Origin of the sequence: Oceanococcus atlanticus, from assembly GCF_002088235.1 — a bacterium.
Classification (GTDB): Bacteria; Pseudomonadota; Gammaproteobacteria; order Nevskiales; family Oceanococcaceae; genus Oceanococcus; species Oceanococcus atlanticus.
This window is the reverse complement of the sequence record NZ_AQQV01000001.1, coordinates 1,220,797-1,244,245: the sequence shown is the minus strand read 5'-3', so window position 1 is coordinate 1,244,245 and position 23,449 is coordinate 1,220,797. Positions and strand designations below refer to the sequence as shown.

General features: G+C 62.3%; 20 protein-coding genes. 9 read left to right on the top strand and 11 right to left on the bottom strand.

Features of this window, described 5'->3' with window-relative positions:
- Positions 1–75: 75 nt before the first annotated feature.
- The 3 genes from ATO7_RS05830 to ATO7_RS05820 are packed head-to-tail and all read right to left on the bottom strand — an operon-like array spanning position 76 to position 2,900.
- Entirely contained in the window at positions 76–1,476 is a 1,401-nt protein-coding gene (locus ATO7_RS05830; protein ID WP_083560398.1) for an NAD(P)(+) transhydrogenase (Re/Si-specific) subunit beta, read from the bottom strand.
- 3 nt (positions 1,477–1,479) lie between these two features.
- On the bottom strand, positions 1,480–1,764 hold the full coding sequence (locus tag ATO7_RS05825; RefSeq protein ID WP_083560396.1) for an NAD(P) transhydrogenase subunit alpha: 285 nt from the start codon (positions 1,762–1,764) through the stop codon (positions 1,480–1,482).
- Between the two features lie 2 nt (positions 1,765–1,766).
- Positions 1,767–2,900 (bottom strand): NAD(P) transhydrogenase subunit alpha, encoded by a 1,134-nt coding sequence (locus tag ATO7_RS05820; RefSeq protein ID WP_083560395.1) that lies wholly within the window; start codon positions 2,898–2,900, stop codon positions 1,767–1,769.
- Positions 2,901–3,067: 167 nt separating this feature from the next.
- Between ATO7_RS05820 and ATO7_RS05815 the strand changes: the two genes are divergently transcribed.
- The 4 genes from ATO7_RS05815 to ATO7_RS05800 are packed head-to-tail and all read left to right on the top strand — an operon-like array spanning position 3,068 to position 6,394.
- On the top strand, positions 3,068–3,949 hold the full coding sequence (locus tag ATO7_RS05815) for a 5'-3' exonuclease (protein WP_083560394.1): 882 nt from the start codon (positions 3,068–3,070) through the stop codon (positions 3,947–3,949).
- Positions 3,950–3,989: 40 nt separating this feature from the next.
- Positions 3,990–4,646 carry a PAQR family membrane homeostasis protein TrhA gene (gene trhA, locus ATO7_RS05810; RefSeq protein WP_240499423.1) on the top strand — a complete coding sequence of 219 codons (657 nt, stop codon included), beginning with the start codon at positions 3,990–3,992 and terminating at the stop codon, positions 4,644–4,646.
- 9 nt (positions 4,647–4,655) lie between these two features.
- On the top strand, positions 4,656–5,192 hold the full coding sequence (locus ATO7_RS05805) for a DOMON domain-containing protein (RefSeq protein WP_083560391.1): 537 nt from the start codon (positions 4,656–4,658) through the stop codon (positions 5,190–5,192).
- Positions 5,192–6,394: an exo-beta-N-acetylmuramidase NamZ family protein gene (locus tag ATO7_RS05800; RefSeq protein WP_083560389.1), complete on the top strand. Its 1,203-nt coding sequence runs from the start codon at positions 5,192–5,194 to the stop codon at positions 6,392–6,394. Before ATO7_RS05805 ends, ATO7_RS05800 begins: the two co-directional genes overlap by 1 nt.
- A 39-nt stretch (positions 6,395–6,433) precedes the next feature.
- Here the strand turns inward: ATO7_RS05800 and ATO7_RS05795 are convergent, their stop codons facing one another.
- Entirely contained in the window at positions 6,434–6,634 is a 201-nt protein-coding gene (locus tag ATO7_RS05795) for a hypothetical protein (protein ID WP_146680163.1), read from the bottom strand.
- Positions 6,635–6,644: 10 nt separating this feature from the next.
- On the bottom strand, positions 6,645–10,295 hold the full coding sequence (locus ATO7_RS16920; RefSeq protein WP_158523065.1) for an ExeM/NucH family extracellular endonuclease: 3,651 nt from the start codon (positions 10,293–10,295) through the stop codon (positions 6,645–6,647).
- 105 nt (positions 10,296–10,400) lie between these two features.
- Between ATO7_RS16920 and ATO7_RS05775 the strand changes: the two genes are divergently transcribed.
- On the top strand, positions 10,401–11,477 hold the full coding sequence (locus ATO7_RS05775; protein ID WP_083561024.1) for an esterase/lipase family protein: 1,077 nt from the start codon (positions 10,401–10,403) through the stop codon (positions 11,475–11,477).
- Positions 11,478–11,527: 50 nt separating this feature from the next.
- Here ATO7_RS05775 and prpF read toward each other — a convergent pair whose 3' ends face one another.
- The 5 genes from prpF to prpB all read right to left on the bottom strand — a co-directional run bounded on the left by prpF (position 11,528) and on the right by prpB (position 17,774).
- Complete coding sequence (prpF, locus tag ATO7_RS05770) at positions 11,528–12,709, bottom strand: 2-methylaconitate cis-trans isomerase PrpF (protein ID WP_083560386.1); 1,182 nt, start codon at positions 12,707–12,709, stop codon at positions 11,528–11,530.
- Positions 12,710–12,714: 5 nt separating this feature from the next.
- The gene (locus ATO7_RS05765) at positions 12,715–13,221 is read right to left on the bottom strand and encodes a DedA family protein (RefSeq protein WP_083560384.1); all 507 of its coding nucleotides are present in this window, start codon (positions 13,219–13,221) and stop codon (positions 12,715–12,717) included.
- Positions 13,218–14,084 carry a DUF1295 domain-containing protein gene (locus ATO7_RS05760; protein WP_083560382.1) on the bottom strand — a complete coding sequence of 289 codons (867 nt, stop codon included), beginning with the start codon at positions 14,082–14,084 and terminating at the stop codon, positions 13,218–13,220. Before ATO7_RS05760 ends, ATO7_RS05765 begins: the two co-directional genes overlap by 4 nt.
- Before the next feature lie 52 nt (positions 14,085–14,136).
- On the bottom strand, positions 14,137–16,731 hold the full coding sequence (gene acnD / locus ATO7_RS05755; protein ID WP_083560380.1) for a Fe/S-dependent 2-methylisocitrate dehydratase AcnD: 2,595 nt from the start codon (positions 16,729–16,731) through the stop codon (positions 14,137–14,139).
- A 152-nt stretch (positions 16,732–16,883) separates the two neighbouring features.
- Positions 16,884–17,774 carry a methylisocitrate lyase gene (prpB, locus tag ATO7_RS05750; RefSeq protein WP_083560378.1) on the bottom strand — a complete coding sequence of 297 codons (891 nt, stop codon included), beginning with the start codon at positions 17,772–17,774 and terminating at the stop codon, positions 16,884–16,886.
- Positions 17,775–17,971: 197 nt separating this feature from the next.
- Between prpB and ATO7_RS05745 the strand changes: the two genes are divergently transcribed.
- Positions 17,972–18,193, top strand: coding sequence for a hypothetical protein (locus ATO7_RS05745; protein ID WP_146680162.1), 222 nt, complete (start codon positions 17,972–17,974; stop codon positions 18,191–18,193).
- Between the two features lie 6 nt (positions 18,194–18,199).
- On the opposite strand, the gene efpL is transcribed toward ATO7_RS05745, so the two are convergent.
- Entirely contained in the window at positions 18,200–18,766 is a 567-nt protein-coding gene (efpL, locus tag ATO7_RS05740) for an elongation factor P-like protein EfpL (RefSeq protein ID WP_083560374.1), read from the bottom strand.
- A 177-nt stretch (positions 18,767–18,943) separates the two neighbouring features.
- On the opposite strand from efpL, the gene ATO7_RS05735 reads away from it, so the two are divergent.
- Genes ATO7_RS05735 through ATO7_RS05725 form a run of 3 tightly spaced genes read left to right on the top strand, consistent with a single transcriptional unit; the run spans position 18,944 to position 23,449 of the window.
- The gene (locus tag ATO7_RS05735) at positions 18,944–19,378 is read left to right on the top strand and encodes a hypothetical protein (RefSeq protein WP_206044800.1); all 435 of its coding nucleotides are present in this window, start codon (positions 18,944–18,946) and stop codon (positions 19,376–19,378) included.
- Entirely contained in the window at positions 19,375–20,541 is a 1,167-nt protein-coding gene (locus ATO7_RS05730; RefSeq protein ID WP_083560372.1) for a hypothetical protein, read from the top strand. Before ATO7_RS05735 ends, ATO7_RS05730 begins: the two co-directional genes overlap by 4 nt.
- A 46-nt stretch (positions 20,542–20,587) precedes the next feature.
- Entirely contained in the window at positions 20,588–23,449 is a 2,862-nt protein-coding gene (locus tag ATO7_RS05725; RefSeq protein WP_083560370.1) for an ATP-binding protein, read from the top strand.

The following is a 23,449-nucleotide window of genomic DNA, read 5'->3' as shown; positions in this document are numbered from 1 at the left end:
ACTACGCCGCCAGGTAGTCGAAGGCAAAACAAAAAAGGCAGCCGAAGCTGCCCTTTTCGAGGAGTGCTGTCGCACTTAGCTGACCGATTTAACCCCGGCGATGAAGGCGGCACAGGACTTCTGCGCGTCGCCGTAGACCATGCGGGTGTTTTCACCGAAGAACAGCTCGTTCTGGATACCGGAGAAGCCGGTGCCCTGGCCGCGCTTGAGGACGTAAACGTTCTCGGCGTGGTCGGCGTTCAGGATTGGCATGCCGTAGATCGGGCTGGACTTGTTGGTCCGTGCCGCGGGATTGACCACGTCATTGGCCCCGATCACGATCGCCGCACTGGCGGTACCGAACTCTTCGTTGATGTCTTCCAGGTCAAAGATGATGTCGTAGGGGACACCGGCTTCAGCCAGCAGCACGTTCATGTGACCCGGCATACGGCCGGCCACCGGGTGGATGGCGAAGGCCACTTCCACACCGCGCTTCTGCAGCATCTGTACGAATTCCCACAGCTTATGCTGAGCCTGGGCCACGGCCATGCCGTAACCGGGCACGATGATCACCTTCTCACCGTAGGCCATGGAAATCGCCGCATCTTCTGCGCTGATTTCCTTCATCTCGCCCTGCGGGCCATCGCCATCGGCAGCATCGCCGGTGCCCATGCCTGAGAACATCACATTGCTGATCGAGCGGTTCATGGCGCGGGCCATGAGCAGGGTCAGCAAGGTGCCTGCCGCACCCACCACCATACCGGCGATGATCATGGCCGGGTTCTGCAGCACGTAGCCTTCGAACGACACGGCCAGACCGGTCAGGGCGTTGTACAGCGAGATGATCACCGGCATGTCGGCGCCGCCAATCGGCAGCGTCATCATGATGCCGAAGGCCAGGGCGCTGGCGAAGAAGATGAACAGCATGATGCCGGACGGATGGTCAGCGCTCATCACCATGATGCCGCTGATGATTGCGATGGCCAGCATCACGAAGTTGGTGCGATGGCCGCCCGGAATCCGCGGTGCTTTGTCCATGCGGCCGTCAAGCTTGGCCCAGGCGATTACCGAGCCGGTCATCGACACCGAACCGATCAGGCCGCCGATCACGGCCAGCGCGATGGCGATACCGTCATGGTGCACGCCGCTGCCCTTGGACAGCTTGATCAGCTCGATCGCGGCGATGGTTGCGGCGGCGCCGCCACCCATGCCGTTGTAGATCGCGACCATCTGCGGCATGTCGGTCATGGCAACCGATTTGCCCCAGCGCCAGGCCCAGATCGTACCGATGGCCACGGCCACGGCGATCAGCAGGATGCGGCCGATGCCGGCGTGCAGGATCTGCGGGTAGAGGAAGGTGACGACCGTGGCCACAACCATGCCCACGCCAGCCCAGACGATGCCCGAACGGGCGGTCTTGGGCGAGGACATACGCTTAAGGCCAAAGATGAACAGGAAGGCCGCCGCGAGGTAACTGAATTGAATCAATGTCGTCATGGCTTAGTCCTTGCTGCTCTTGAACATTTCGAGCATGCGCTCGGTCACCACATAACCGCCGGAGGCGTTGACTGCCGCCATCACGGTGCCAAGAAAGCCGATGGTGATTTCCAGCCAGCCTTCGGCCGTGCCCAGCGCAACCATGGCGCCGACCAGCACGATACCGTGGACGAAGTTGGAGCCGGACATCAGCGGCGTGTGCAGAATCGCCGGCACACGGCCGATGATTTCATAGCCGGTGAAGGCGGCGAGCATGAAGATGTAAAGCGCTACAAATCCTGTGAGCATGCTTATTCTCCTTCGACAGCCTGACGGCTGGCTTCGTGCTTGATTTCACCCTCGTGCGTGAGCACCGAACCGGCGACGATGTCGTCTTCCCAGTTCAGGTTCAGCTCACCCTCTTCGGTGACGATGAGGCCGAGGAAGTTGATCAGGTTCTTGGCGTACAGCTCACTGGCATGCTCGGCCAGACGGCTGGGGATGTTCAGCGGCGCTTCGATCAGCACGCTGCCCACTTCCACCGATTCGCCCGGCTTGGTTGCGGTGGTGTTACCGCCGCCTTCCGCCGCGAGGTCGATGATCACCGCACCCGACTTCATGCCGGCGATCTGCTCGTCGTCAATCAGCTTGGGTGACGGGCGACCCGGGATGGCGGCCGTGGTGATGACCACGTCGGAAGCCTGGATGTGCTTGGTGATGACCTCGCGCACCTGGGCTTTCTCATCGTCGGTCAGCTCACGTGCGTAACCGCCTTCACCTTCCGCTTTGACGCCGGTATCAACGAACTTTGCGCCGAGTGACTCGACCTGTTCCTTGACCGCCGAGCGGACGTCGTAGCCTTCCACCATGGCGCCCAGACGGCGTGCCGTGGCAATGGCCTGAAGGCCGGCCACACCGGCACCCATGACCAGCACCTTGGCGGGGCGGATGGAGCCGACCGCGAAGGTCATCATCGGCAGGATGCGGGCCAGGTGCGTGGCGCCGAGCAGGGCGCCGTGATAACCAGCCAGCGCGGCCTGCGAGGACAGCGCGTCCATGGCCTGGGCGCGGGTTGTGCGCGGGACCAGTTCCATGGCGAAGCAGGTGATCTTGTTGTCACGCAATGCCTTGACCACATCCGGGTTGCGGTTGGCGTAGACAAAGCTGAACAGCACGGTGCCGGGTTTGAGATCTTCGACTTCCTTGATCGACGGCGGGCCCACGCGCAGCACGATATCCGCACCGCTCAGCGTTTTCGCCGGGCCGCTGGTCAGACTGACGTCTTCACCCCAGGCCTCATCAGGAATTCGCGTGGCTACGCCGGCGCCTTTCTGCACCTTGATATCCACGCCCAGTTTTTTCAGCTTCGGCACCACCGCGGGTACCATCGCCACGCGCTTTTCGCCGCTCGCGTTTTCCTTGGGTATCGCGATTTTTATCGGCATCGGGTTACTCCCTGTTGGTATTTCCGACAGGCCGCAAAAGCCCCTTCACCGTTGCCAGCGAGAGACAGTTGTGGCTTGATTTATGCGTGACCCGGCCGTGCCTCGGGTCATATTTCTTCTGGCTGCTGGATGTCAGGCCGGATGCCTCCGCTCGCACAGCTCTAGCCATGACAGAACAGCCCATAATCTACCTGATCGACGCCAGCGTCTACATCTTTCGTGCCTGGCATTCGATACCGGATCACATGAAAACGGCTCAGGGCGAACCCTGCAATGCCGTTTACGGATTCGCCGGCTTTATCGCAGATATGCTCAAGCGCAGCAACCCTGATCCGCTGCTTGTGGCCTTTGATGAAAGTCTAAGTTCTTCATTTCGCAATGAAATTTTTCCGGACTACAAAGCCAACCGGCCACCGGCGCCGATCGAGCTGAAACGACAGTTCCAGTGGTGCCAGCAACTCTGCGAGGCGCTCGGGCTGCACTGGCAGGCTGACAGCAGCTGGGAGGCCGACGATCTGATCGGAACCTGGTCAGCCATGGCCAAATCGCGCGGTCGGGCGGTGAGTATCGTGACCCGTGACAAGGATCTGGCGCAGCTGATTACGCCGCAGGATCAGCTGTGGGATTTCGCCGCCGACAAGCGTCTGGACAGCGATGGCATCAAGGCCCAGTTCGGCGTCTGGCCGGAGCAGATCGCCGACTATCTGGCCCTGACCGGCGATGCGGTCGATAACATTCCCGGCGTTGCCGGGGTCGGGCCCAAGGCAGCGAGTGCCCTGCTGCAAGCCTTTGACACTCTGGAACAGGTGTATGAGCGCCTGGATGAGGTGCCGGATCTTGCCGTGCGCGGAGCCAAATCGCTCAAGCTGAAGCTGGAGGCGGGGCGCGAACAGGCCTTTTTGTCGCGCCGCCTGACCGGCATTCCGCGCGACCTGCCGCTGCCGGAGCCGGTCTGGCAACGACGTCCGGTTGACCACGCGGCGCTGCAGCGTCTGTGTGATGAACTGGCTTTCGGCAGTGGCATCCGCCAGCGTTTGTTGGCGTTCTGAATCCTGTCAGAATGCGCCTTGGTCCGGAGTCGGAGCACAGGTGAAAGTTCACCGCCCCTATACCATTAACGAGAAGATCGCCCATGCCGTGTCGCACGGTGTTGCGGCGGTTGCGAGTATCGTCGGGCTGGCCGTGCTGGTGGCCTATGCCAGTCTGTATGGCAGCATGCTGCATGTCGTGGCGGTGAGCATTTTCGGCGGCAGCCTGATCCTGCTCTACACCGCATCGACGCTGTATCACAGCATCCCCATTCCGGCAGCCGAGCCGGTGCTGCACACCCTGGATCACGCGGCGATCTATGTGCTGATTGCCGGAACCTATACCCCGTTCGCGCTGGTGTGTCTGGAGGGCGCGGTGCGCTGGTGGTTATTTGGCCTGGTCTGGTCGATGGCGCTGGCCGGGGTGATTTTCAAACTGTTTTTCACCGGGCGTTTCGACAAGTTGTCGGTCGGCCTGTATCTGGCCATGGGCTGGCTGGTGGTGGCTTTCGCCAAGCCGGTGCTTGAGGCCGTACCGCTGGCCGGTCTGGCCTGGCTGGCAGCCGGCGGTGTGTCCTACACCGTGGGCGCGGCGTTCTATCTGTGGCGCAGCCTGCCGTACAACCACACCATCTGGCATGTGTTCGTCGTGCTGGGCAGTGTGCTGCAGTACCTTGCGGTACTGTGGTACGTGGTTCCCGGCCCCCCTGCTGCATAGGAATTCAACGTGGCGCACTACCACTGGATCGATTTGACGTTGCACCCGGACTCACCCCGGCAGGGGGTCGAGAGGGTCTGCTTTGGCTATGACCTGTCGCCCGACAATTGGCGTCTGGCCTATGAGGTTTTCGGCCAAGTGGATCAGCTTGAACTGCCCGCAGAGCACGGCCCGCGGCCGGGGCATGAGCTGTGGAAGAGTACCTGCTTCGAGCTGTTCATCGCCCGCAGCAGCCATGGTTATCGTGAGTTGAACATGGCGCCCAGCGGAGCCTGGGGCGGTTTCGACTTTGATGGGTATCGCAGTGCGGCGCGTCCGCTGCAGGCCTCTCCGCTTGCCAGTCTGGAATCCAGTCGCAGCGCCAACGCCTACCGCGCGGACATTGTGCTCAGTGATGATGCCGTTCCTGATATGGCGGCGCACCTGGGGCCTGCGGTAGTGCTCAAGGATATGCAGGGCCAGCTGAGTTACTGGGCGTTGCTGCATGCGCCGGGCAAACCCGATTTTCATCATCCGGATCTGATGCGTATACCGGTGCGGCGCTGATGAAGTTCGGTATTGACCGTCTGCTCAACGAAGCCGATCTGCGTAAACCGCTGGCTGGGCGTCGCGTTGCCCTGCTGGCCCATCCGGCGTCGCTGACCGCGGACTGGCGGCACAGCCTGGACGCACTGGCCGCATTGCCGGATGTGAAGTTGACCGCCGCATTCGGGCCGCAGCATGGTTTGCGCGGCGACAAGCAGGACAACATGGTCGAATCCGACGACTACACCGATCCCAAACTTGGGATTCCGGTGTTCAGTCTGTACGGCGAGGTGCGTCGTCCCACCCCAGCCATGCTCGACAGCTTTGATGTGCTGCTGGTTGATCTGCAGGATCTGGGTTGCCGGATTTACACCTTCATCACCACCTTGCGCTATGTGCTGGAGGCTGCGGCCGAACAGGGCAAAAGCGTGTGGGTGCTGGATCGGCCCAATCCGGCTGGGCGGCCGGTCGAAGGCAATCTGCTGCAACCGGGCTGGGAAAGTTTTGTCGGTGCCGGGCCTTTGCCCATGCGCCACGGTTTGAGCATGGCCGAGATGGCGCAGTGGTTCATCCGCGAGTTCAAGCTGGATGTCGAGTTTCAAGCCGTCACCATGCAGGGCTGGCAGCCGGAGGCAGCCCCCGGATATGGCTGGCCATTGGGGCACAGGGAGTGGATCAACCCCAGCCCCAATGCACCCAATCTGTCGATGGCGCGGGCCTACGCCGGCACGGTGATGCTGGAAGGCACGACCCTGTCTGAGGGGCGCGGCACGACCCGCCCGCTGGAGCTGTTCGGGGCGCCCGATCTGGATGCCGAGACAGTGATCGAGACCATGCACGCGCTTGCACCGCAGTGGCTGGAGGGATGCCGGCTGCGTCCGTGCTGGTTCGAGCCGACCTTCCACAAGCATGTCGGCCAGCTGTGTGCCGGCGTGCAGATCCATGTCGAGGCGTGCAGCTATGTGCACACACAATTTCAGCCCTGGCGCTTGATGGCCGTAGCCTTCAAGGCCATCCGTCAGCTGCAACCCGACTATCCCTTGTGGCGTGACTTTCCCTACGAGTACGAAAACGACCGCCTGGCCATTGATCTGATCAATGGTGGAGCGCTGCTGCGCGAATGGGTCGACGATGCGCAGGCTGCACCACAGGACCTTGACCGCGCGGTGCAGCCGGACGAGCAGGCCTGGCGCGAGCAGACCCGCAAGCTGCTGCTGTATTGAGGTGACCAGGGCCGTGCCATGCACGGCCCTCACGTGGCGCTACTGGGTCACGCCAACCGTGGCGCTTTGCAGGTCCAGAACATCCAGCTGTACCTGCTCACCTGTCGCGGTTGAGGCATAGCTTTGCGCGCTTTGTACCGAGTAGCCCTCGGCGGAACCCTCGGATGAGGTTGAATCGCTGCAGGCGCTGAGCAGGCTCAGCGCGCTGACGGCGGCCAGCAAGTGGAAGTGTCGTGACATGGTCGTGGCCTCAGTTGAAGTCGAGTACCAGGATGCAGCGCACCAGACTGTTGGGTGCGAGCGTCATGGCGGGGTTCAGGACGAAATTGGCGCGCCCTTCGCTGTCCAGGCTGGTGGTCTCGGCCAGGATGAGCTCGCCAACATCAACCTGATCGTTGCCGTTGCCATCCAGGATCAGCTGCAGTCGTGCAATGTTGCCGAAAGCCAGAGCGCCGCTGGCCAGCTGGATGCTCTGGCGGTCAAACGAGAGCGTTTCATCGTGCGCGTTCTGCACCTGGAAACGGGCCAGCGCGATGGTCTGGCTGCCAGGACTGACCTGCTGATCAACCAGCGGGCCGCTGCTGTTGTCCACGGTGCTTGGGGCCGGGCCAGGTGTCGGGGTCGCCTGGGCGGTCGGCGCCGGGCTGGTTGATGGACTGGGCGAGGGTGTGAACTGTGGGCTTGGTGTAGGTGTGACCACCACGGGCGTCGGCGTTGGCGTGGCGCTGGGCCGCGGGGTTGCGGTCGCCACCGGACTTGGCGTGGTGCTGGGCGTGGCCGAGGCTGTGGGGGCTGGCGTGGCCGCAGGTGTGGGTGTGGCGACCGGGGTTGCCGAGGGGCTTGCGCTGGGGGTTGCAGTGGGGCTTGGCAGCGGCGTTGGTGACGGTGTTGGCAGCGGGGTCGCAGTGGGCGTGGGTATCGGCGTGCTGCTCGGTGTCGGGCTGGGTGTGCTCACCGGCGTGGGTGAAGGTGTTGGGGCAGGCGTGCTCAGCAGAACATCGACCACGACCGGATCATGGTCAGACGCGCGATAGGCATCGGCTGCGTAAAAATCAACGATCTGCCCGGCCGACTTGTACTCGGTGTTGTAGTCGAGCACGCGCGGTTCGTCGGTGTTGATATGCCATTCCCCGGCCCACATCACCTTGGGCTCGAAGCTGGTGCTGGCCAGGGCGTGATCGAGATAACCGGCCTGTCCGTAGAAGATGTAGGAGTAGGCGGCATCCCCGTGGTCACGCAGCAGCAGGTTGATGTAGCCATTGGAGGTGATCGCGGTGATCGGGTCTTCCTTGGCGTAAGCGTTGAGGTCGCCGATGATCAGGCGGTCGCTGTTGCCACTGCCGGTCGGATCGGTGGCCAGCCAGTTGACCAGGGCGGCAGCCGCGTCGGTGCGGGTCTGGTTGCAGTTGCCCTGGCCATCGCCGGTGTCCGGGTCACCCAGCGCATCGCAGTCCGAACCCTTGGACTTCAGATGGTTGACCGCGATGGTCAGTTTGGCGCCGCTGCTGTTCTCGGCAAAGGTCTGGGCCAATGCCGGGCGGTTCTTGGTGTCGATGAAGGAGGCATCGACGCTGGCATCGAGAATTTCAGCCGGGCCCGACAGACTGACGCTGTCGCTGCAGTAGATGAAGCCCACCGCGATCTCGTCGCTGCCAATCTGGGCAACGCCAGGATCAACAAAGGCGTAGTTTGCGCAGCTGGTCGCGGCCAGATTCAGCCCGGCGACCAGTTCGGCAATTGCGCTGGCCGCGCCATAACCATCGTTCTCGATTTCCATCAGGCCGACGATGTCGGCATCCAGACCAGCCAGTGCAGCGATGATCTTGTCATGCTGACGCTGGAACTCTTCAGCGGTGTGCGCACCGCGTGCGGTCGGGAAACCGCCGCCGGCACCATCGCCGTTGAAGTAATTGAGTACGTTGAAGCTGGCAATGCGCAGGTTGCTGCCGCTGGCCCGCAGAGGCGCGGTGGTGCGCGGGTTGCTTTGCACGAAGGCCGGGCTACCCACCGGTTGAATGCGGTAGGCGCTGAACGAATAGTCGACCACCCCGAGCAGGCCGCTGAGCGTATCACCGGAGCGCAAGGTGTTACTGGCCGACAGGCCTGGCGCAGGGTGTATGACCGGGTCCGGGTTCTGCGCCGAGTTGGCGTCATCCAGCAGGATCACATTGAGCGCATTGGCGGCCATGATGGCCTGCGCTGCAGCGCCGGGCTCGGCCACATGAGTCGGCTGGAACAGGCGCCCGGAGGAGGACAGCTGGACGCTGCCATAGCGCCCCAGGTCATAGTTCTCGGTCACGCTCAGCTCCTGGCTGAAGCTCACCAGCATGCCTTCAAAAGGTTCCAGCGCATCGGCACTGGCAAGCGGCAAGCTGAGCGATGCCGGGCTTACCGTCGCGCTGCCGCAGGTGTCGACCAGGCTGATGTTCGTAAGTTCGGTCAGGTCGTAGTGTTCCGCCACCTGGCCGCTGATACGGACTACATCATCGCGCGCCACGCTGGGGACGGCGCCTTGGTAGATGAACAAGCCTTCCGAGGTGTTCGGATCGGTGTCGATGTCGGTGTCTTCTTCCTGCACGAAGAAGCCCTGCAGGTTGGGATAGACCCCGACCACCACGGCTTCAATGATGTGGGTGTTGCCGACCTCGGGGCTGGCACCGGCATCGCCCTGAATGGTTGAAATCAGCGTGGCCGGGTCGCCGCAGGCACCGGCATCGATCGGCTCTTCACCGTCGCCGCTGTCGGATCCGTGGTTGCCCAGGCCATCAAACGTGTCCTGCGCATGGGCCGCCCACTGCAGCGACGGGTCAAAAGCATCATCGAACAGCGGATCACCGCTGCTCACTGTGGCCAGACGGCGCAAGGTGGCATTGGCCGTGCTGACCCCGTTGTTGCTCCAGGCGCTGCCCGGGTCCTCGCCGACGCGGCCGAAGGCATCGATGGCTGCACCGGCCTTGAACAGCACGATGGCATCGTCGCCATTGACCGTGAAGGCACCAGAGGCGAGGTCAGCCTCAGCAAGAATGGCGGCGTCGGCGCTGGAATGTGCAAGCACGAACACGTCGCCGGCGGCGATGGAGCCGCTGAGGTCGAATTCAGCCGTCGGATTGAGCAGGTCGGCGTTGCCATTGTGGAAGGTCTGAACCACATACTCGGTCAGGTCCACGGCGGCCGGGCCCGGGTTGAAGATTTCCAGCGCCTTGTTGTTGCTGCTGCCTTCAATGTATTCGGAAAAATACAGTTCCGCTGCGGTGCTGGCGTAGTTGCCCAGATCATCGAAGCTGTCCTGGGCGAAGCCATCCCATTCGTCGCTCGGCTCAAAAGGATCATCGACTGTGGTGTCGCCGCTGGTCACCGTGGTCTTGCGGCGCAGGGTGCGATTCTGGGTGGCGGTGTCGCCGCTGCCCCAGGCACTGCCCGGATCCTGGCCCTGCTGCCCGAAGCTGTCGATGACGCTGCCATTTTTCAGCAGTGAGATGGCGTCATCCCCGTTGAACAGGTTGGCGCCTACAGTTTGGTCGGCAACCGCCAGTATGGCGGCGTCGGCGTCATCATCGGCGAGCACGAAAACGCCGTTGGCAGCGATGGTCCCAAGCAGGCTGATGCTGGCACCGGCTGTGCTGCTGCCGTTGAAGAAGATCTCGATGGTGTAGCCACTGGAGGCCAGATCAACGGCGCTGCCGGACGGATTGTAGATCTCCAGCGCTTTATTGTTGCTGCTGCCCTCGATGTATTCGGAGAAATACATTTCCGCCTCGGCGGCGTGAGCGACATTGAGCGCGGGCAGGGCGCAAGCCAGCCCCACAGCCAGTACGTGGCCACACTTGAACATTGTTTGATCCCCTGGGTTGATGGTCGCGCTGCCATGGCGCTCCAGGGGCGCACCATAGGGATCAGCCATGACGAACTTGCGTCGTTTGGATGACTTTGCAATGTCCGAAATGTGACACGCTGCGCCATATGCGCGGGCCCGAATCCGCGCCCGGCCTTTGAGGAGGGGCTTACGATGAAGCGAGCGATTGGTGTGACGATAGTGTTGCTGCTGGCCGGCTGCCAGCTCTCTGACGATCCCCAGTTTGAAAATCCGCCGAATGCAGCGGCCGAACCCGAGCTCAAGAACAGCTATGAAACCCTCGAGGCTCAGCTGCGCTGCACCGACTTCAGCCATGCGGACAAGCCGCCCATCCTGCTCGTGCATGGCACGTTCACGGCCGGCTGGGAGCAGTACGAATGGAGTTACATCCCGGTGCTCAGCGAGCTGGGCTACGACGTGTGCACAACCACGTATCCGGACCGCGGACTGGGCGACTTGCAGAACTCAGCCGAGTACGTGGTGCACGCCCTGCGGCGTATTCACGAGATGACCGGGCGCAAGGTTGCCGTGATCGGCCACAGCCAGGGCGTGGCGGTGCCGCGCTGGGCGATCAAATGGTGGGCCTCGGCGCGCGAAGCGGTGGATGATTTCGTCATGATCGCCGGCCCCAATCAGGGCACGGCGATAGCCGACCCGCTGGCAATACTGGAACGCTTGCTGGGTATCGAGCTGCCCTTGACCGGCGCCGACCTGCCGTTGCCGGCAGCGTTTCATCAGATGGCTTACGGCTCGCAGTTCATGCGCGCCAGCAATTGGCAGGACGAAACACCGGGCGACATCTCCTACACCGCGATTTACACCCTGTTCGATGAACTGGTGCAGCCGGTTACGCCCGTGCCGGTGGCCGCCGTGGACTTCGGCAAGGGCAATCCCAATGTGACCAATCTGCTGCTGCAGGATCTGTGTCCGGGTTATGTCATGGAGCATGCGCTGATTGGCCTGGCCGATGCGGTGACCTTCAATCTGGCGCTGGATGCGATCAACCATCCGGGGCCGGCCAACATCGAACGCGCTGGCGGCACGGCGCTGTGTGGCCTGCCATTGCTGCCCGAGCTGAGCATCAGTGTGCCGGGACTGATTTCCGGCGGCGCCGCGATTCCGGCGCTGGAATTTGAGAACGGCCCGCCCTCGGCCCTGCACCTGAGTGCCGGCGAGCCGCCTCTGCGCGACTATGCCCAGACCGCCCTGGATTCGGATCAGAGCAACTGAGTGAGTACAAAGCCCCGCCCGCGCGGGGCTTCAAACTCTGATCGGCGGCTTTAGATGGCGTCTGCGGGTATGCGCACCCAGCCTTCCATCAAGATCCGCGCAGAACGCGACATGATGGCCTTCTTGGCGGTCCACTGGCCGTTGTGCTGTTCGGCCACGGCGCCCACACGCAGGGTGCCGGAGGGGTGACCAAAGTTCACCGCCTCGCGCTCACCGCCACCGGCGGCCAGGTTGACCAGCGTGCCGGGGATGGCTGCAGCCGTGCCAATCGCCACCGCCGCGGTGCCCATCATGGCGTGGTGCAGTTTGCCCATGGACAACGCGCGAACATTCAGGTCGATGGCTTCGGCCGCGATGCTTTTGCCACTCGACGCGGTATACGCTTGGGCGGGTGACACGAACGCCACCTTGGGCGTGTGCTGGCGCTTGGCGGCTTCCTCCGGCGTCTGGATCAGGCCCATGGCCAGCGCGCCGGCCACGCGGATGCGCTCCATCTTCTCCAGTATCGCCGGGCTGTCGTTGATGTCCGACTGCAGTTCGGTGCCGGTGAAGCCGATATCCGCGGCATTGACGAACACGGTCGGGATGCCGGCCGCGATCATGGTGGCTTTGAGCGTGCCGAGCATCGGCACCTCCAGCTCATCGACCAGCTGGCCGGTCGGGAACATGGCGCCACCTTCCTCGTCAGCCGGATCGAGGAATTCCAGCACGATTTCTGCGGCGGGGAAGGTCACGCCGTCGAGTTCGAAATCACCGCTTTCCTGAACCTGGCCGTCGCACACCGGCACCTTGGCGATGATGGTCTTGCCGATGTTGGCTTGCCAGATGCGCACCGTGCAGATGCCGTTATCCGGCACGCGTGCCGGGTCGACATAACCGGCGTGAATGGCAAAGGCTCCGGCCGCGGTCGACAGGTTGCCGCAGTTGCCGGACCAGTCGACAAAATCGGTGTCGATGCTGACCTGCCCATACAGGTAGTCGACATCATGATCCGGCTGACGGCTGGGTGACACGATCACGCATTTGCTGGTGCTGGAGGTGGCGCCGCCCATGCCATCGGTGTGCTTGGCGTAAGGGTCGGGTGAACCGATTACGCGTTGGAACAGACGGTCGCGAGCATGCCCCGGTGTCTGACAGGCTGCAGGCAGGTCTTCCAGCCGGAAGAAAACGCCTTTGGACGTACCGCCACGCATGTAGGTGGCGGGAATCTTGAGTTGTGCGGGATGCGTCATGGGTTTTATTGGACGAAAAGTTGGTGGGCGCCAAGTACTATCGCAGTCAGCCCCAGGGCCCACAGGCTACAGGCTGAGATATCAAACAAGGTGTAGCGCAGGCGGGCGAAGCCGCTGATGCCAAGCATGGCCGGAACCAGTGAGCGCAGCGCCGGCAGAAAGCGACCGATGAAGATGGCGCCGGGGCCGTAGCGGCGCACCAGTGCCTCGGTGCGATCCCACTTGCTGCGATGCCGCTTGACGATGTTCAGATGGTGGATGCCAGGGCCGATGGCGCGGCCGAAGTAATAACCCGCGTGGTCGCCCAGCGAGGATCCCGCCGCAGCGAGCAGCGCCATGTGGGTCATGCTGGCCCAGCCGTTGGCATAGAAAATCGAGCAGATCACCACCAGGAAAACGCTGGAGATGAACAATCCGATGCCGACGCAGGTTTCCATGAAGGCAAACAGCGGGACTAGCAGCAGGGCATGCTGCTGATGCTGTTGGGCCCAGTTGATCAGGGCGTCGTTCATGAGCGGGGAGGTCGCGGCAGCAGCACCGGCGTATTGGCCTTGTAGCGTTCGTAGGCGTCCTGCCCGCCCCAGCGCTGGTCGGCGCGTTGTTCCAGCAAGGGGATGCCGCTGACCTTGATCAGCAGCCAGGCCACGAACAACGGGGAGATCAGGCCGGCGTATGACCAGCCGGAAAAACTCGGCCAGGCAATTACGCAGATGCCGCTCCAGAGCAGAATTTCGCCGAAATAGTTGGGGTGGCGCGACCAGGCCCACAAGCCGCTTTGTATGAACTGATCGCGCGAGCCGGGTGCCTGCTTGAAGGCCGATTTCTGCGCATCGGCGATGGCTTCGATGGAAAAGCCGATCAGCCAGATCAGGGCGCCGATCAGGGCCCAGGCATCGAGTGTTGCCTCAAGCGGATTCAGCATCGCAATGAGCGCCGCCAGCAAGGTCAAAAACACCCACAAACCCTGTAGGGTCCAGGCCAGCAGAAATTTGCCGAAGTTCGGTTTGATCGCGTCGAAGCGCCCGTCTTTGCCATCGCGTTTGATGCGCCGGAACAGAAAGCTGCCCAGGCGACAGAACCAGATGCCGATCAGCAGACCGAGCAAGCAGGCGCGTGGATGGGCAGGCCCCAGCAGGAGGGCCAGGATGACCACACTGGCGTAGGTGGCTGAGCCGGTGAGGTCGTAGTAGTGCTCGGTCTGGGCCACAAAGGCGGGCACGAAAGCCAGCCATTGCACGGCGAACGCCAGCAGCGCCAGCACCACCAGAGGTGGCACCGACGCCCAGCTTTGGCTGCTGTCGTCGACCAGCCAGGCCAACGCCCCGGCGGCAGCCGCCAGGGCCAGGCAAACGGTCAGACTGATGAGGTGTCGCATGGCAAGGCCTCTTGACGGTGTTCAGTCAGACCGCAGCATACCGGTTCCTGCTTCAGGCAGCCTCTGCGGCCAGAAAATCCTGAGCGAAGCGCTGCAGCACCCCGCCGGCGGAATAGATCGACACTTCCTCGGCGGTGTCCAGACGGCACAGCACCGGTGTTTCCAGCGATTCGCCCGAGGCGCGATGGATAACCAGGGTCAGGCTGGCGCCAGGGGCCGGCTCGCCCTTGACGTCGAAGGTTTCGGTGCCGTCGATGCCCAGAGTTTTGCGCGTGGTGCCGTCCATGAACTGCAGGGGCATCACGCCCATGCCGATCAGGTTGGTGCGGTGGATGCGCTCGAAACCTTCGGCCACGATCGCTTCCACGCCGGCCAGACGGACGCCCTTGGCGGCCCAATCGCGCGAGGAGCCTTGGCCGTAGTCAGCCCCGGCGATGATGATCAGCGGTTGCTTGCGCTGCTGGTAGGTCTCGATCGCCTCCCACATGCGCATCACCTCACCTTCCGGCTCAACCCGGGCGAGGGAGCCCTGGCGCACTTCACCGTTCTCGTCGGTGACCATCTCGTTGAACAGTTTCGGGTTGGCGAAGGTGGCCCGCTGGGCGGTCAGATGATCGCCGCGGTGGGTGGCGTAGGAGTTGAAGTCCTCTTCCGGCAGGCCCATCTTGGCCAGATATTCGCCGGCGGCGCTGGAGGCCAAGATGGCATTCGAGGGTGACAGATGGTCGGTGGTGATGTTGTCACCCAGCACGGCCAGCGGACGCAGGCCGGTGAGCGAGTTCTTGGCCGCCATCGCACCTTCCCAGTAGGGCGGGCGACGGATGTAGGTGCTCATCTCGCGCCAGTCATACAGCGGCGACAGGCCTTCGTCTTCGACGATTTCGAAGTTGAACATCGGGTCGTACACCGCACGGAACTGTTCCGGTTTGACGCTGGCGGCGACCACCGCGTCGATCTCTTCGTCGCTGGGCCAGATGTCCTTGAGGGTGACCGGCTGGCCGTCGGCATCATGCCCGAGCACGTCTTTCTCAATGTCGAAGCGCACGGTGCCGGCAATGGCGTAGGCCACCACCAGCGGCGGCGAGGCCAGGAAGGCCTGCTTGGCGTAGGGATGAATGCGGCCGTCAAAGTTGCGGTTGCCGGACAGCACGGCGGTGGCGTAGAGATCGCGGTCGATCACTTCCTGCTGAATCTTGGGGTCCAGCGCGCCGGACATGCCGTTGCAGGTGGTGCAGGCGAACGCCACGATGCCGAAACCCAGGGCATCCAGTTCTTTCTGCAGGCCGGCTTGTTCCATGTACAGCTGTACGGTTTTCGAGCCTGGCGCGAACGAGGATTTAACCCACGGCTTGCGGCTCAGCCCGCGGGCGTTGGCGTTGCGCGCGAGCAGCCCGGCGGCAACCACGTTGCGCGGATTGGAGGTGTTGGTGCAGGAGGTGATGGCGGCGATGATCACGGCGCCATCCGGCATCAGGTCGTCTTCCTGCGTCCATTGTGCGGCGATGCCGCGCTCGGCCAGGGCCGAGGTCGGCAACTTGCGGTGCGGGTTGGACGGCCCGGCCATGGTCCGGCCGACACTCGACAGATCGAAGCTCAAGGTGCGCTCATACTGGGCCTGGGCCAGATCGTCCGACCATAGGCCGGCGGTCTTGGCGTAGTTCTCGACCAGGGCGACCTGGGCATCGTCACGACCAGTCAGGCGCAGATAATCCAGGGTCATGTCGTCGATCGAGAACAGTGCGGCGGTGGCACCGTACTCGGGGGTCATGTTGGAGATCGAGGCACGATCGCCCAGGGTCAGGCTGGCGGCGCCTTCGCCATAGAATTCCAGATAAGCGCCAACCACTTTCTGGGCGCGCAGGAATTCGGTCAGGGCGAGCACGATGTCGGTGGCGGTGATGCCGGGCTGACGCTTGCCGGTCAGTTCCACGCCAACGATTTCCGGCAGGCGCATCCATGAGGCGCGGCCGAGCATGACCGATTCGGCTTCCAGGCCGCCCACACCCACGGCGATCACGCCGAGTGCATCGACATGCGGGGTGTGCGAGTCGGTGCCCACACAGGTGTCGGGATAGGCCACGCCGTCGCCGGTCATGATCACCGGCGACATTTTCTCCAGATTGATCTGGTGCATGATGCCGTTGCCCGGCGGCACCACATCAATGTTCTTGAAGGCCTTCTTGGTCCAGTTGATGAAGTGGAAGCGGTCTTCGTTGCGGCGGTCTTCGATGGCGCGGTTCTTGTCGAAGGCGTCGGCCTCGAAGCCGGCGTGTTCCACGGCCAGTGAATGGTCAACAATCAGCTGGGTTGGCACCACCGGGTTGATCTTGGACGGATCGCCACCGGCTTCGGCAATGGCATCGCGCAGGCCGGCCAGATCAACCAGTGCGGTTTGTCCGAGGATGTCGTGGCAGACCACGCGGGCCGGGAACCAGGGGAAGTCACGCTCGCGTTTGCGTTCGATCAGCTGCTTGAGGCAATCCTCGAGAATGGCCGGGTCGCAGCGACGGACCAGGTTTTCGGCATGCACCCGCGAGGTGTAGGGCAAGGTGGCGTAGGCGCCGGGCTGGATCGCCTCGACGGCGGCGCGGGTGTCGAAATAATCCAGGTCGGTGCCTGGAAGTTTTGTGCGGTATTCGGTGTTCATGCTTGCGCTCTCGTTAGCGGAGGGGAGCCTTGATGCTTGCTGCGCGGACGCGCTCAAGTACGTCCGTGTATCGCTCGACGGCGACCATCCAGGTCGCCGACGGTCCGCGCACCAAGCATCAAGGCTCTGCGGCGATTCAACGCTTGCTGGTGTTACTTTTTGCCCTGGGCAAACAGCGCATCCAGCTTCTGTTCGAAATCGTGGTAGTTGATCGACTCGTACAGCTCCATGCGGGTCTGCATGGTGTCGACCACGTTTTTCTGTGTGCCGTCGCGGCGGACCGCTTCGTAGACGTTCTGTGCAGCCTTGTTCATGGCGCGGAAGGCAGACAGCGGGTACAGCACCAGGCCGACGCCGACCTCGCGCAGTTCGTCAACGCTGTACAACGGGGTTGCGCCGAACTCGGTGATGTTGGCCAGCACCGGTACGCCAACGGCTTCGGCGAACTGTTTGTACATCGGCAGTTCGGTCATGGCTTCGGGGAAGATCATGTCGGCGCCGGCTTCGACGCAGGCGATGGCGCGTTCGATCGCCGATTCCAGGCCTTCGACGGCCAGCGCGTCGGTGCGCGCCATGATCACGAAGTCATCGTCGGTGCGGGCATCGACGGCGGCCTTGATGCGATCGACCATTTCCTGCTGGGTCACGATTTCCTTGTTCGGACGATGGCCGCAGCGTTTGGCGCCAACCTGGTCTTCGATGTGCATGGCGCCGGCGCCGGCTTTGATCAGAGCTTTGGTGGTGCGGGCCACGTTGAAGGCCGAGCTGCCGAAGCCGGTGTCGACATCGACCAGCAGCGGTGTGTCGCAAACATCGGTGATGCGACGCACGTCAATGAGGACGTCCTCAAGCCCGGAAATGCCCAGATCCGGCAGGCCGAGCGAGCCGGCGGCAACGCCGCCACCGGACAGGTAGATCGCTTTGAAGCCAGCGCGCTGGGCCAGCAGGGCATGGTTGGCGTTGATCGCACCAATCACCTGCAGCGGTTGTTCTTCGGCAAGGGCGGCGCGGAAACGGGCGCCTGCGGACGCTTGCGTGCTCATGGGGCACTCCTTCATTCACGAACGTGGAGAAATATCGGGCGCATATTTTCTCACCCGCGACAGGCGTTTCCCAAATCGTTATAAAATCAAATACTTGCGATTCATTTTTGGGCTTCGTGACTTTCCGCATCAAGTTTTGACACTTTTTTCACTCGCGTTAGAGGATGGTGTGGCCAAAGCACTGCGAGGGTCCTGCGATGCATACCGTACAAGACCAAAACTTTATTTCTCACGCGGCACCGGCACCGGCGCGTCAAGCTTGGGGCGCACCGTTTACCGTCAGTTTGATTGGCTGGGCGGCGGGCACAGCTGCGGCGGTTTCTGTTGGAGGCTGGCTTGGTGTCACGCTCGGCGCTGTGGCCTGGATGGGCGTGCCGGCGCTGTGGTTGTTCGGCGAAATCCTGTTCGAGCAGGATTGATTCGGCTCAGGCCCGGGAGATGAATTCCCGGGTCAGCGTATTGACCTTCACCACTTCGCCTTCGGCGAGGTATTCAGGCACCTGGATTTCCAGGCCCGATTCCAATACGGCGGTCTTCGAGCGCGCACTCTGACTGGCGCCCTTGATGGCCGGTGCGGTCTGGGTGACCGTGAGCTCGACTGTGCCTGGTGGCTCAACACCAACACAAACCTCTTCCACGATCAGTGCGGTGTAACCCTCTGCGTTGTCGATCAGAAAGGGGGTGACATTCTCCAGCTGTTCGGCACCCAGTGTGAACTGGCTGTAGTCGGCCACATCCATGAAGGTGTAGCCGTCGGCGTCCTGATACAGGTATTGGACCTGCCGACGACGAAAATCAACGTCGGTCAGCATGTCGTCGCCCTTGAAGGTTTGGTCCAGTTTTTGGCCACTTTGCGCATGGTTCAAGCGCACTTTGTACAGGGTGCTGGCGCCTCGCGCGGTCGGATTGTGGGCTTGTACCTGCCGCACGATGTAGGGCTTGCCATCGATGTCGACGACCATTCCGGACTTGAGTTCAGCAGCTTTGGGCATGGCTCAGTGAGGTGAATTGACCAAGGAAAGGGAGATTCTAGCGTGCAGCGTGCGGATCGACGTTGGGCAATGACAAATTGTTGACGCTTGCCCTGTTCAACTGATGCTCTGCAATTCTTCCAGGGTGCCAACAGGGTGACCGAGTCAACTGCCCAAAAGCGGAACTGTCGACGTGATGTGCTGCACACGCGTCGCACCGTGCTGGCAAGTCTGGCCGGGTTGGCCTTGGTCTGTGCAACGGAGCTGCACGCCGAGCCGGTTGGCGTTTCGGTCTACACCCATGCCGACATTGACCCCCAATACCTCACGCGTAGCTTTCTACGCGCGGTGTTTTCCCTGCGCGTGCGGACCTGGCCGGATGGCCAGCCGATACGTGTGTTTGTGCTGGATGACAGCGACCCGCTGCATGTGCGGTTTTGCCAGGAGCAGTTGTCGACTTATCCCTACGTACTGCGTAAATCATGGAACCGGACCAGCTACACCGGCACGGGCTTGCTTCCCGTCCGCGTGGACAGCGTCGAAGAAATGCAGCGCAGAGTTGAGCGCACGGAGGGTGCGATTGGCTACATGCCGATCGCGCCGCGTGAGTTGTCAGCAAGGAGCTCATCATGAACATCAGGATCAAAGCGCTTTGTGCGCTCACGCTGTCGTCGACCATGTCGTCCGTGCTGGCGCACGCACAACCAGAGCTTGATGTTCACGGCGCTATAGCTACGGGTTACATCAAGAGCACGGGAAACAACTATCTCAGCGGCAATACCTTGGGCACCAGCAACGTATTTGAAGTGGCCATCAATGCGCGGACCAGCCTGAGCCCGGAAATCCTGGTTGCCGGCCAGTTGATGGCGCGTGACTACGGCACCAGCGATGACGGCCGTATGCGCCTGGACTACTTGCAGTTGGATTATCAGTTCTGGCGCAGTCTGGCTGGCAGTGCCGGGTTGCGCGTTGGCAAGCTTAAAAATCCCGTGGGGTTCTACAACGACAGCCGCGATATCGTGTTTTCACGTCCGGGTATTTTGCTCCCGTCGGTGTATCTGGAAGACACCGGTATTCGCGATCTGCTGTTCGCCTCCGAAGGTGCCCAGGCATATTCGCATTGGGAATCGGGTCCGGTGCTTTCGCATCTGGTGCTCGGTTGGGGTCGCGAGCGCGACGCAACGGAGGAGTTCGAGCGCGCCGCAGGCACCACGCTGGGGGGTGATGTCAACATCGATCACTTGCTGATGGCGCAGTGGATTGGCGAATGGTCCGGTGGCACCTTGAGAACCGGTCTGAGTTACTTCGGCGGGGTATTGCGCCTGCGCCCTTACGCCGTGACCACGCCCGTTACGCAGCTGGATGCCGATCTGTGGGTGCTGTCGCTGCAACGTCTGTGGTCGAGCGGAAGTTTGACCGCCGAGTATCGCTTGACTGACACCAGCATGGTGAGCGCGGGCAATCGCTCAAAGAGCAAAGCCGACGCTGCCTATGTCCAGTACCGTCGTCAGTTTGATCTGCGCTGGTCTGGCTATGCGCGTTACGACCTGAATTTTCTCGATCGCAATGATCGCCAAGGGTATCGGGCTCAGCACCTTTCAGGGGCGCCGCGCCACACCCGTTTCAGTCGCAGCCACGTGCTGGGGATGCAGTGGGCGCCCAGTTCAAGCTGGGGTGTTTTTGCCGAATTCCATTATGTCGACGGTACCGGCAACGTGCGTGCCCAGGACAACGTCGGGCGTGAGCTGGAGCGCTACTGGACTATGGGGTTGCTGATGATCGCCTACCAATTCTGATGGTCCGCATACGTAGGACCCTGTGCCCGGACGCGCAGCGGACCATATGAAGATCAGCCTGGTCTGGAAGCTGGTCATCCCGACTCTGGGTGTCGTGCTCCTGGTTGCCGGCGGCATGGTTTATCGCTCATGGTCCGGCTGGGCCGAGCGAACACTGGATAGCGCCCAGGTTGAATTGGCCAGTGACGCGCGTGTGCTGGAGGAACTGCTGGTTCAGTTTCGTGATGAACTGGCACAAACCGGCTCTAACCTCGTCGTCAATCTCAGCCTGGATGGTGAGGATGCCTGGATCGACTCGCTTAACCGCTCTCCTGATCTGTTTGCGCGGCTGAACTGGCTGCGCCTGTACGACATTCATGGCGAATTCTTGCTCGACTGGCTGCCGGGCGATGCGCCGTCGGCGCTGGCCGATGATGCGCATCAGCAGTTGTTGGCGCGTGCCCGCAGGGCGCTCCGGCCGCAAGGTGCCCTGCATTGTTTCGACAGCTGCGAGTACCTGGTGGCTGCGCCTGTGGCGACCGCACGCGGGCGCCAGCTGTTGCTGTTGCTGGCCGCGCCGGTGGCCGATCTGGTGCATACCTACGCAACCCTGACAGGTGCGGATCTGGCACTTTTGCGGGGTGACGAGCAGCGCAGCTATCGTGCGGTTGCAAGCTCGCGGCGCGAGGTGAGCGAGGCGCGCTTGCTGCGGGCCGCCTGGCATACGCCACGTGATGTCGCTGAGCCGCATCTGCATGGCAGCTGGGCCTATCAGGTGGTCGATCTTGCTGGGGTTTCGCTCGGCGCCAATGCGCCGGTTGCGGTGTTGCTCCAGGATCTGAGCGCCAGTTTTGGCGTGGCGCGCGGGCAGGCGGTGTTCAATCTGTTTGCCCAGCTTGTGTTGATGGGAGTGGTCCTGGGCCTGATTGTCTGGCTGCTGTCAGGTAGTTTGCGTCGCTTGCGTGTGTTGATCCGCTTGCTGCCCGCGATGTCCGCCGAGGATCAGCACAACACCCGCAAACAGTTGATGAACGCCTTTCCGGAAAGCCGTTTGCGTGACGAGGTCGATACCCTGCGTGATGCTTTGCTGTGGCTCAGCGATGAGCTGCACAAGCTGCACGGTGTCGAGGCGGCGAGTGAGGCCAAGTCGCGATTCCTGGCCACCATGAGTCATGAGATCCGCACGCCGATGAGCGGCATTATCGGTTTGACCGAGATTCTTCAGCGCACGGACCTTAGTGAGGACCAGCGGCGCATGACGCGGATGATTCTGGAATCGACCAATCATCTTATGGGCATCATCAACGATGTTCTCGATTACTCGAAAATCGAGGCTGATGCGATGAGCCTGAATGAAGAAGCGTTCGACCCCTGTGAACTGCTTGAGCAGGTGGCGGAAACCTGCGCAGGCAGTGCGCGGGCCAAGGGGCTTGCGCTGAAAGTGTTACCGGCCGTTGATCTGCCATCGCAGGTGAAAGCGGATCGGGGAAAGCTGCGGCAGATTCTGCTCAACTTGATTTCTAACGCGATCAAGTTCACCGCCCAAGGCGATGTGGCGATCCGATTGCGCCGCTGTGTGATCCGTGGACAACTGCATTGTTGCTTTGATGTCTCAGACACCGGCCCAGGCATCGCCGAGGACAGCCAGCAGCGCATATTCCAGCGTTTTGTCCAGGCTGATGCCTCGACCACGCGACGATTCGGGGGTACCGGATTGGGGCTGCCCATTTCTTTAGGGCTTGCCGAGCTGATGGGCGGGCATCTGAGTCTGGATTCGGCGCCGGGTTGTGGCGCCACCTTCCGCCTCACGGTGCCGGTTGAGTGCCTGACGGAGACCGCGCCTTCGGGCGGGCGTTTGAATGGTTGGGTTGTCGCGGTTGAGCTTGAGGGCAATGAACGCCTTTGCGTGATTGATCACCTGCTCGCCGAAGGGGCCGTTCTGCAGCCGCCGGATCGCGATGCCGAGATCTGCGATACACGGCCTTCGGTACTTCTGAGGCCTTGGCGCGATCAGGCTCAGGAAGATGTTCTCTTGCTCATCCGCAATGTCGCATCGGGCATTGAGCGCCGCCTGCAGCGTCCGATACACCCGCATCGTCTCGCCGCCGACATTGTGGCAAGCCAAACCACTGCGCCGGTGTCACCGCAAGCCGACCGGGCGCGTTTGGGGCTGCATGTACTGGTGGTCGAAGATCAGCCGATCAACCGCGACCTCATTTGCCGCCAGCTGGAGCAGCTGGGTTGTCACGTTTGTGCGGCGGTGGATGGCGTGGCGGCTCTGGCTCAATTGCAGCGCGCACATTTCGATGTGGTGATCACCGATCTTCACATGCCGAATATGGACGGATACGCCTTTACCCGGGCGGTTCGCAGCGGGATCTATGGCAATGATCCGGACTTGCCGGTGGCCGTGCTAACAGCCAGCGCAAGCGAAAAGGATCTGCGTGATCTGCAGCGCCTTCAGATCAGCTGCAAATTGGTCAAGCCACTGACCTTGAATGCGCTGCATGCGTTCCTGAGCAGCCTGGGCTCGCCGCCGCCGGATGCGCTGGAGAGCGCCGCCGAACCCTCTGAGCGGGCGTTTGAGCATCTGGATGTGGACCTGCTTGAGGATGTGATGGGGCCGCAATTTTCCGGGCTTGCGCGTTTCGTGGAGGCTTTTGACGAGGTGAATCGTCCGCTGCTTGCGCGGTGCGAAGACGCCATGAAAAAGGCGCAGTGGGACGACCTGCACGAGGTGATTCATCGACTCAAGGGCTCGGCGCGGTCACTCGGGGGTAGCCGTTTGGGGCATGCGCTTGAAGCGCTGGAGCGCGCGCCCGAGATGCCGTCTCAATGGCGGCGTGCGCGTATGCAGACGGTCAGCGCGCTGTTCGACGGTTTGCTAGTGGAGTTGTCCGAGCTGGCGCGTCGCCAGGCTGCGGCCTAG

What these genes read in the sequence shown, in the direction of transcription:
- ATO7_RS05800 (WP_083560389.1), top strand. Translation starts at nt 5,192, where the DNA reads ATGAAGTTCGGTATTGACCGTCTGCTCAACGAAGCCGATCTGCGTAAA.
- prpF (WP_083560386.1), bottom strand. Translation starts at nt 12,709, where the DNA reads ATGACGCATCCCGCACAACTCAAGATTCCCGCCACCTACATGCGTGGC.
- ATO7_RS05830 (WP_083560398.1), bottom strand. Translation starts at nt 1,476, where the DNA reads ATGACGACATTGATTCAATTCAGTTACCTCGCGGCGGCCTTCCTGTTC.
- ATO7_RS05760 (WP_083560382.1), bottom strand. Translation starts at nt 14,084, where the DNA reads ATGCGACACCTCATCAGTCTGACCGTTTGCCTGGCCCTGGCGGCTGCC.
- efpL (WP_083560374.1), bottom strand. Translation starts at nt 18,766, where the DNA reads ATGCCCAAAGCTGCTGAACTCAAGTCCGGAATGGTCGTCGACATCGAT.
- ATO7_RS05745 (WP_146680162.1), top strand. Translation starts at nt 17,972, where the DNA reads ATGCATACCGTACAAGACCAAAACTTTATTTCTCACGCGGCACCGGCA.
- ATO7_RS05815 (WP_083560394.1), top strand. Translation starts at nt 3,068, where the DNA reads ATGACAGAACAGCCCATAATCTACCTGATCGACGCCAGCGTCTACATC.
- ATO7_RS05725 (WP_083560370.1), top strand. Translation starts at nt 20,588, where the DNA reads ATGAAGATCAGCCTGGTCTGGAAGCTGGTCATCCCGACTCTGGGTGTC.
- ATO7_RS05730 (WP_083560372.1), top strand. Translation starts at nt 19,375, where the DNA reads ATGAACATCAGGATCAAAGCGCTTTGTGCGCTCACGCTGTCGTCGACC.
- ATO7_RS16920 (WP_158523065.1), bottom strand. Translation starts at nt 10,295, where the DNA reads ATGGCTGATCCCTATGGTGCGCCCCTGGAGCGCCATGGCAGCGCGACC.
- acnD (WP_083560380.1), bottom strand. Translation starts at nt 16,731, where the DNA reads ATGAACACCGAATACCGCACAAAACTTCCAGGCACCGACCTGGATTAT.
- ATO7_RS05765 (WP_083560384.1), bottom strand. Translation starts at nt 13,221, where the DNA reads ATGAACGACGCCCTGATCAACTGGGCCCAACAGCATCAGCAGCATGCC.
- ATO7_RS05795 (WP_146680163.1), bottom strand. Translation starts at nt 6,634, where the DNA reads ATGTCACGACACTTCCACTTGCTGGCCGCCGTCAGCGCGCTGAGCCTG.
- ATO7_RS05825 (WP_083560396.1), bottom strand. Translation starts at nt 1,764, where the DNA reads ATGCTCACAGGATTTGTAGCGCTTTACATCTTCATGCTCGCCGCCTTC.
- prpB (WP_083560378.1), bottom strand. Translation starts at nt 17,774, where the DNA reads ATGAGCACGCAAGCGTCCGCAGGCGCCCGTTTCCGCGCCGCCCTTGCC.
- ATO7_RS05775 (WP_083561024.1), top strand. Translation starts at nt 10,401, where the DNA reads ATGAAGCGAGCGATTGGTGTGACGATAGTGTTGCTGCTGGCCGGCTGC.
- ATO7_RS05820 (WP_083560395.1), bottom strand. Translation starts at nt 2,900, where the DNA reads ATGCCGATAAAAATCGCGATACCCAAGGAAAACGCGAGCGGCGAAAAG.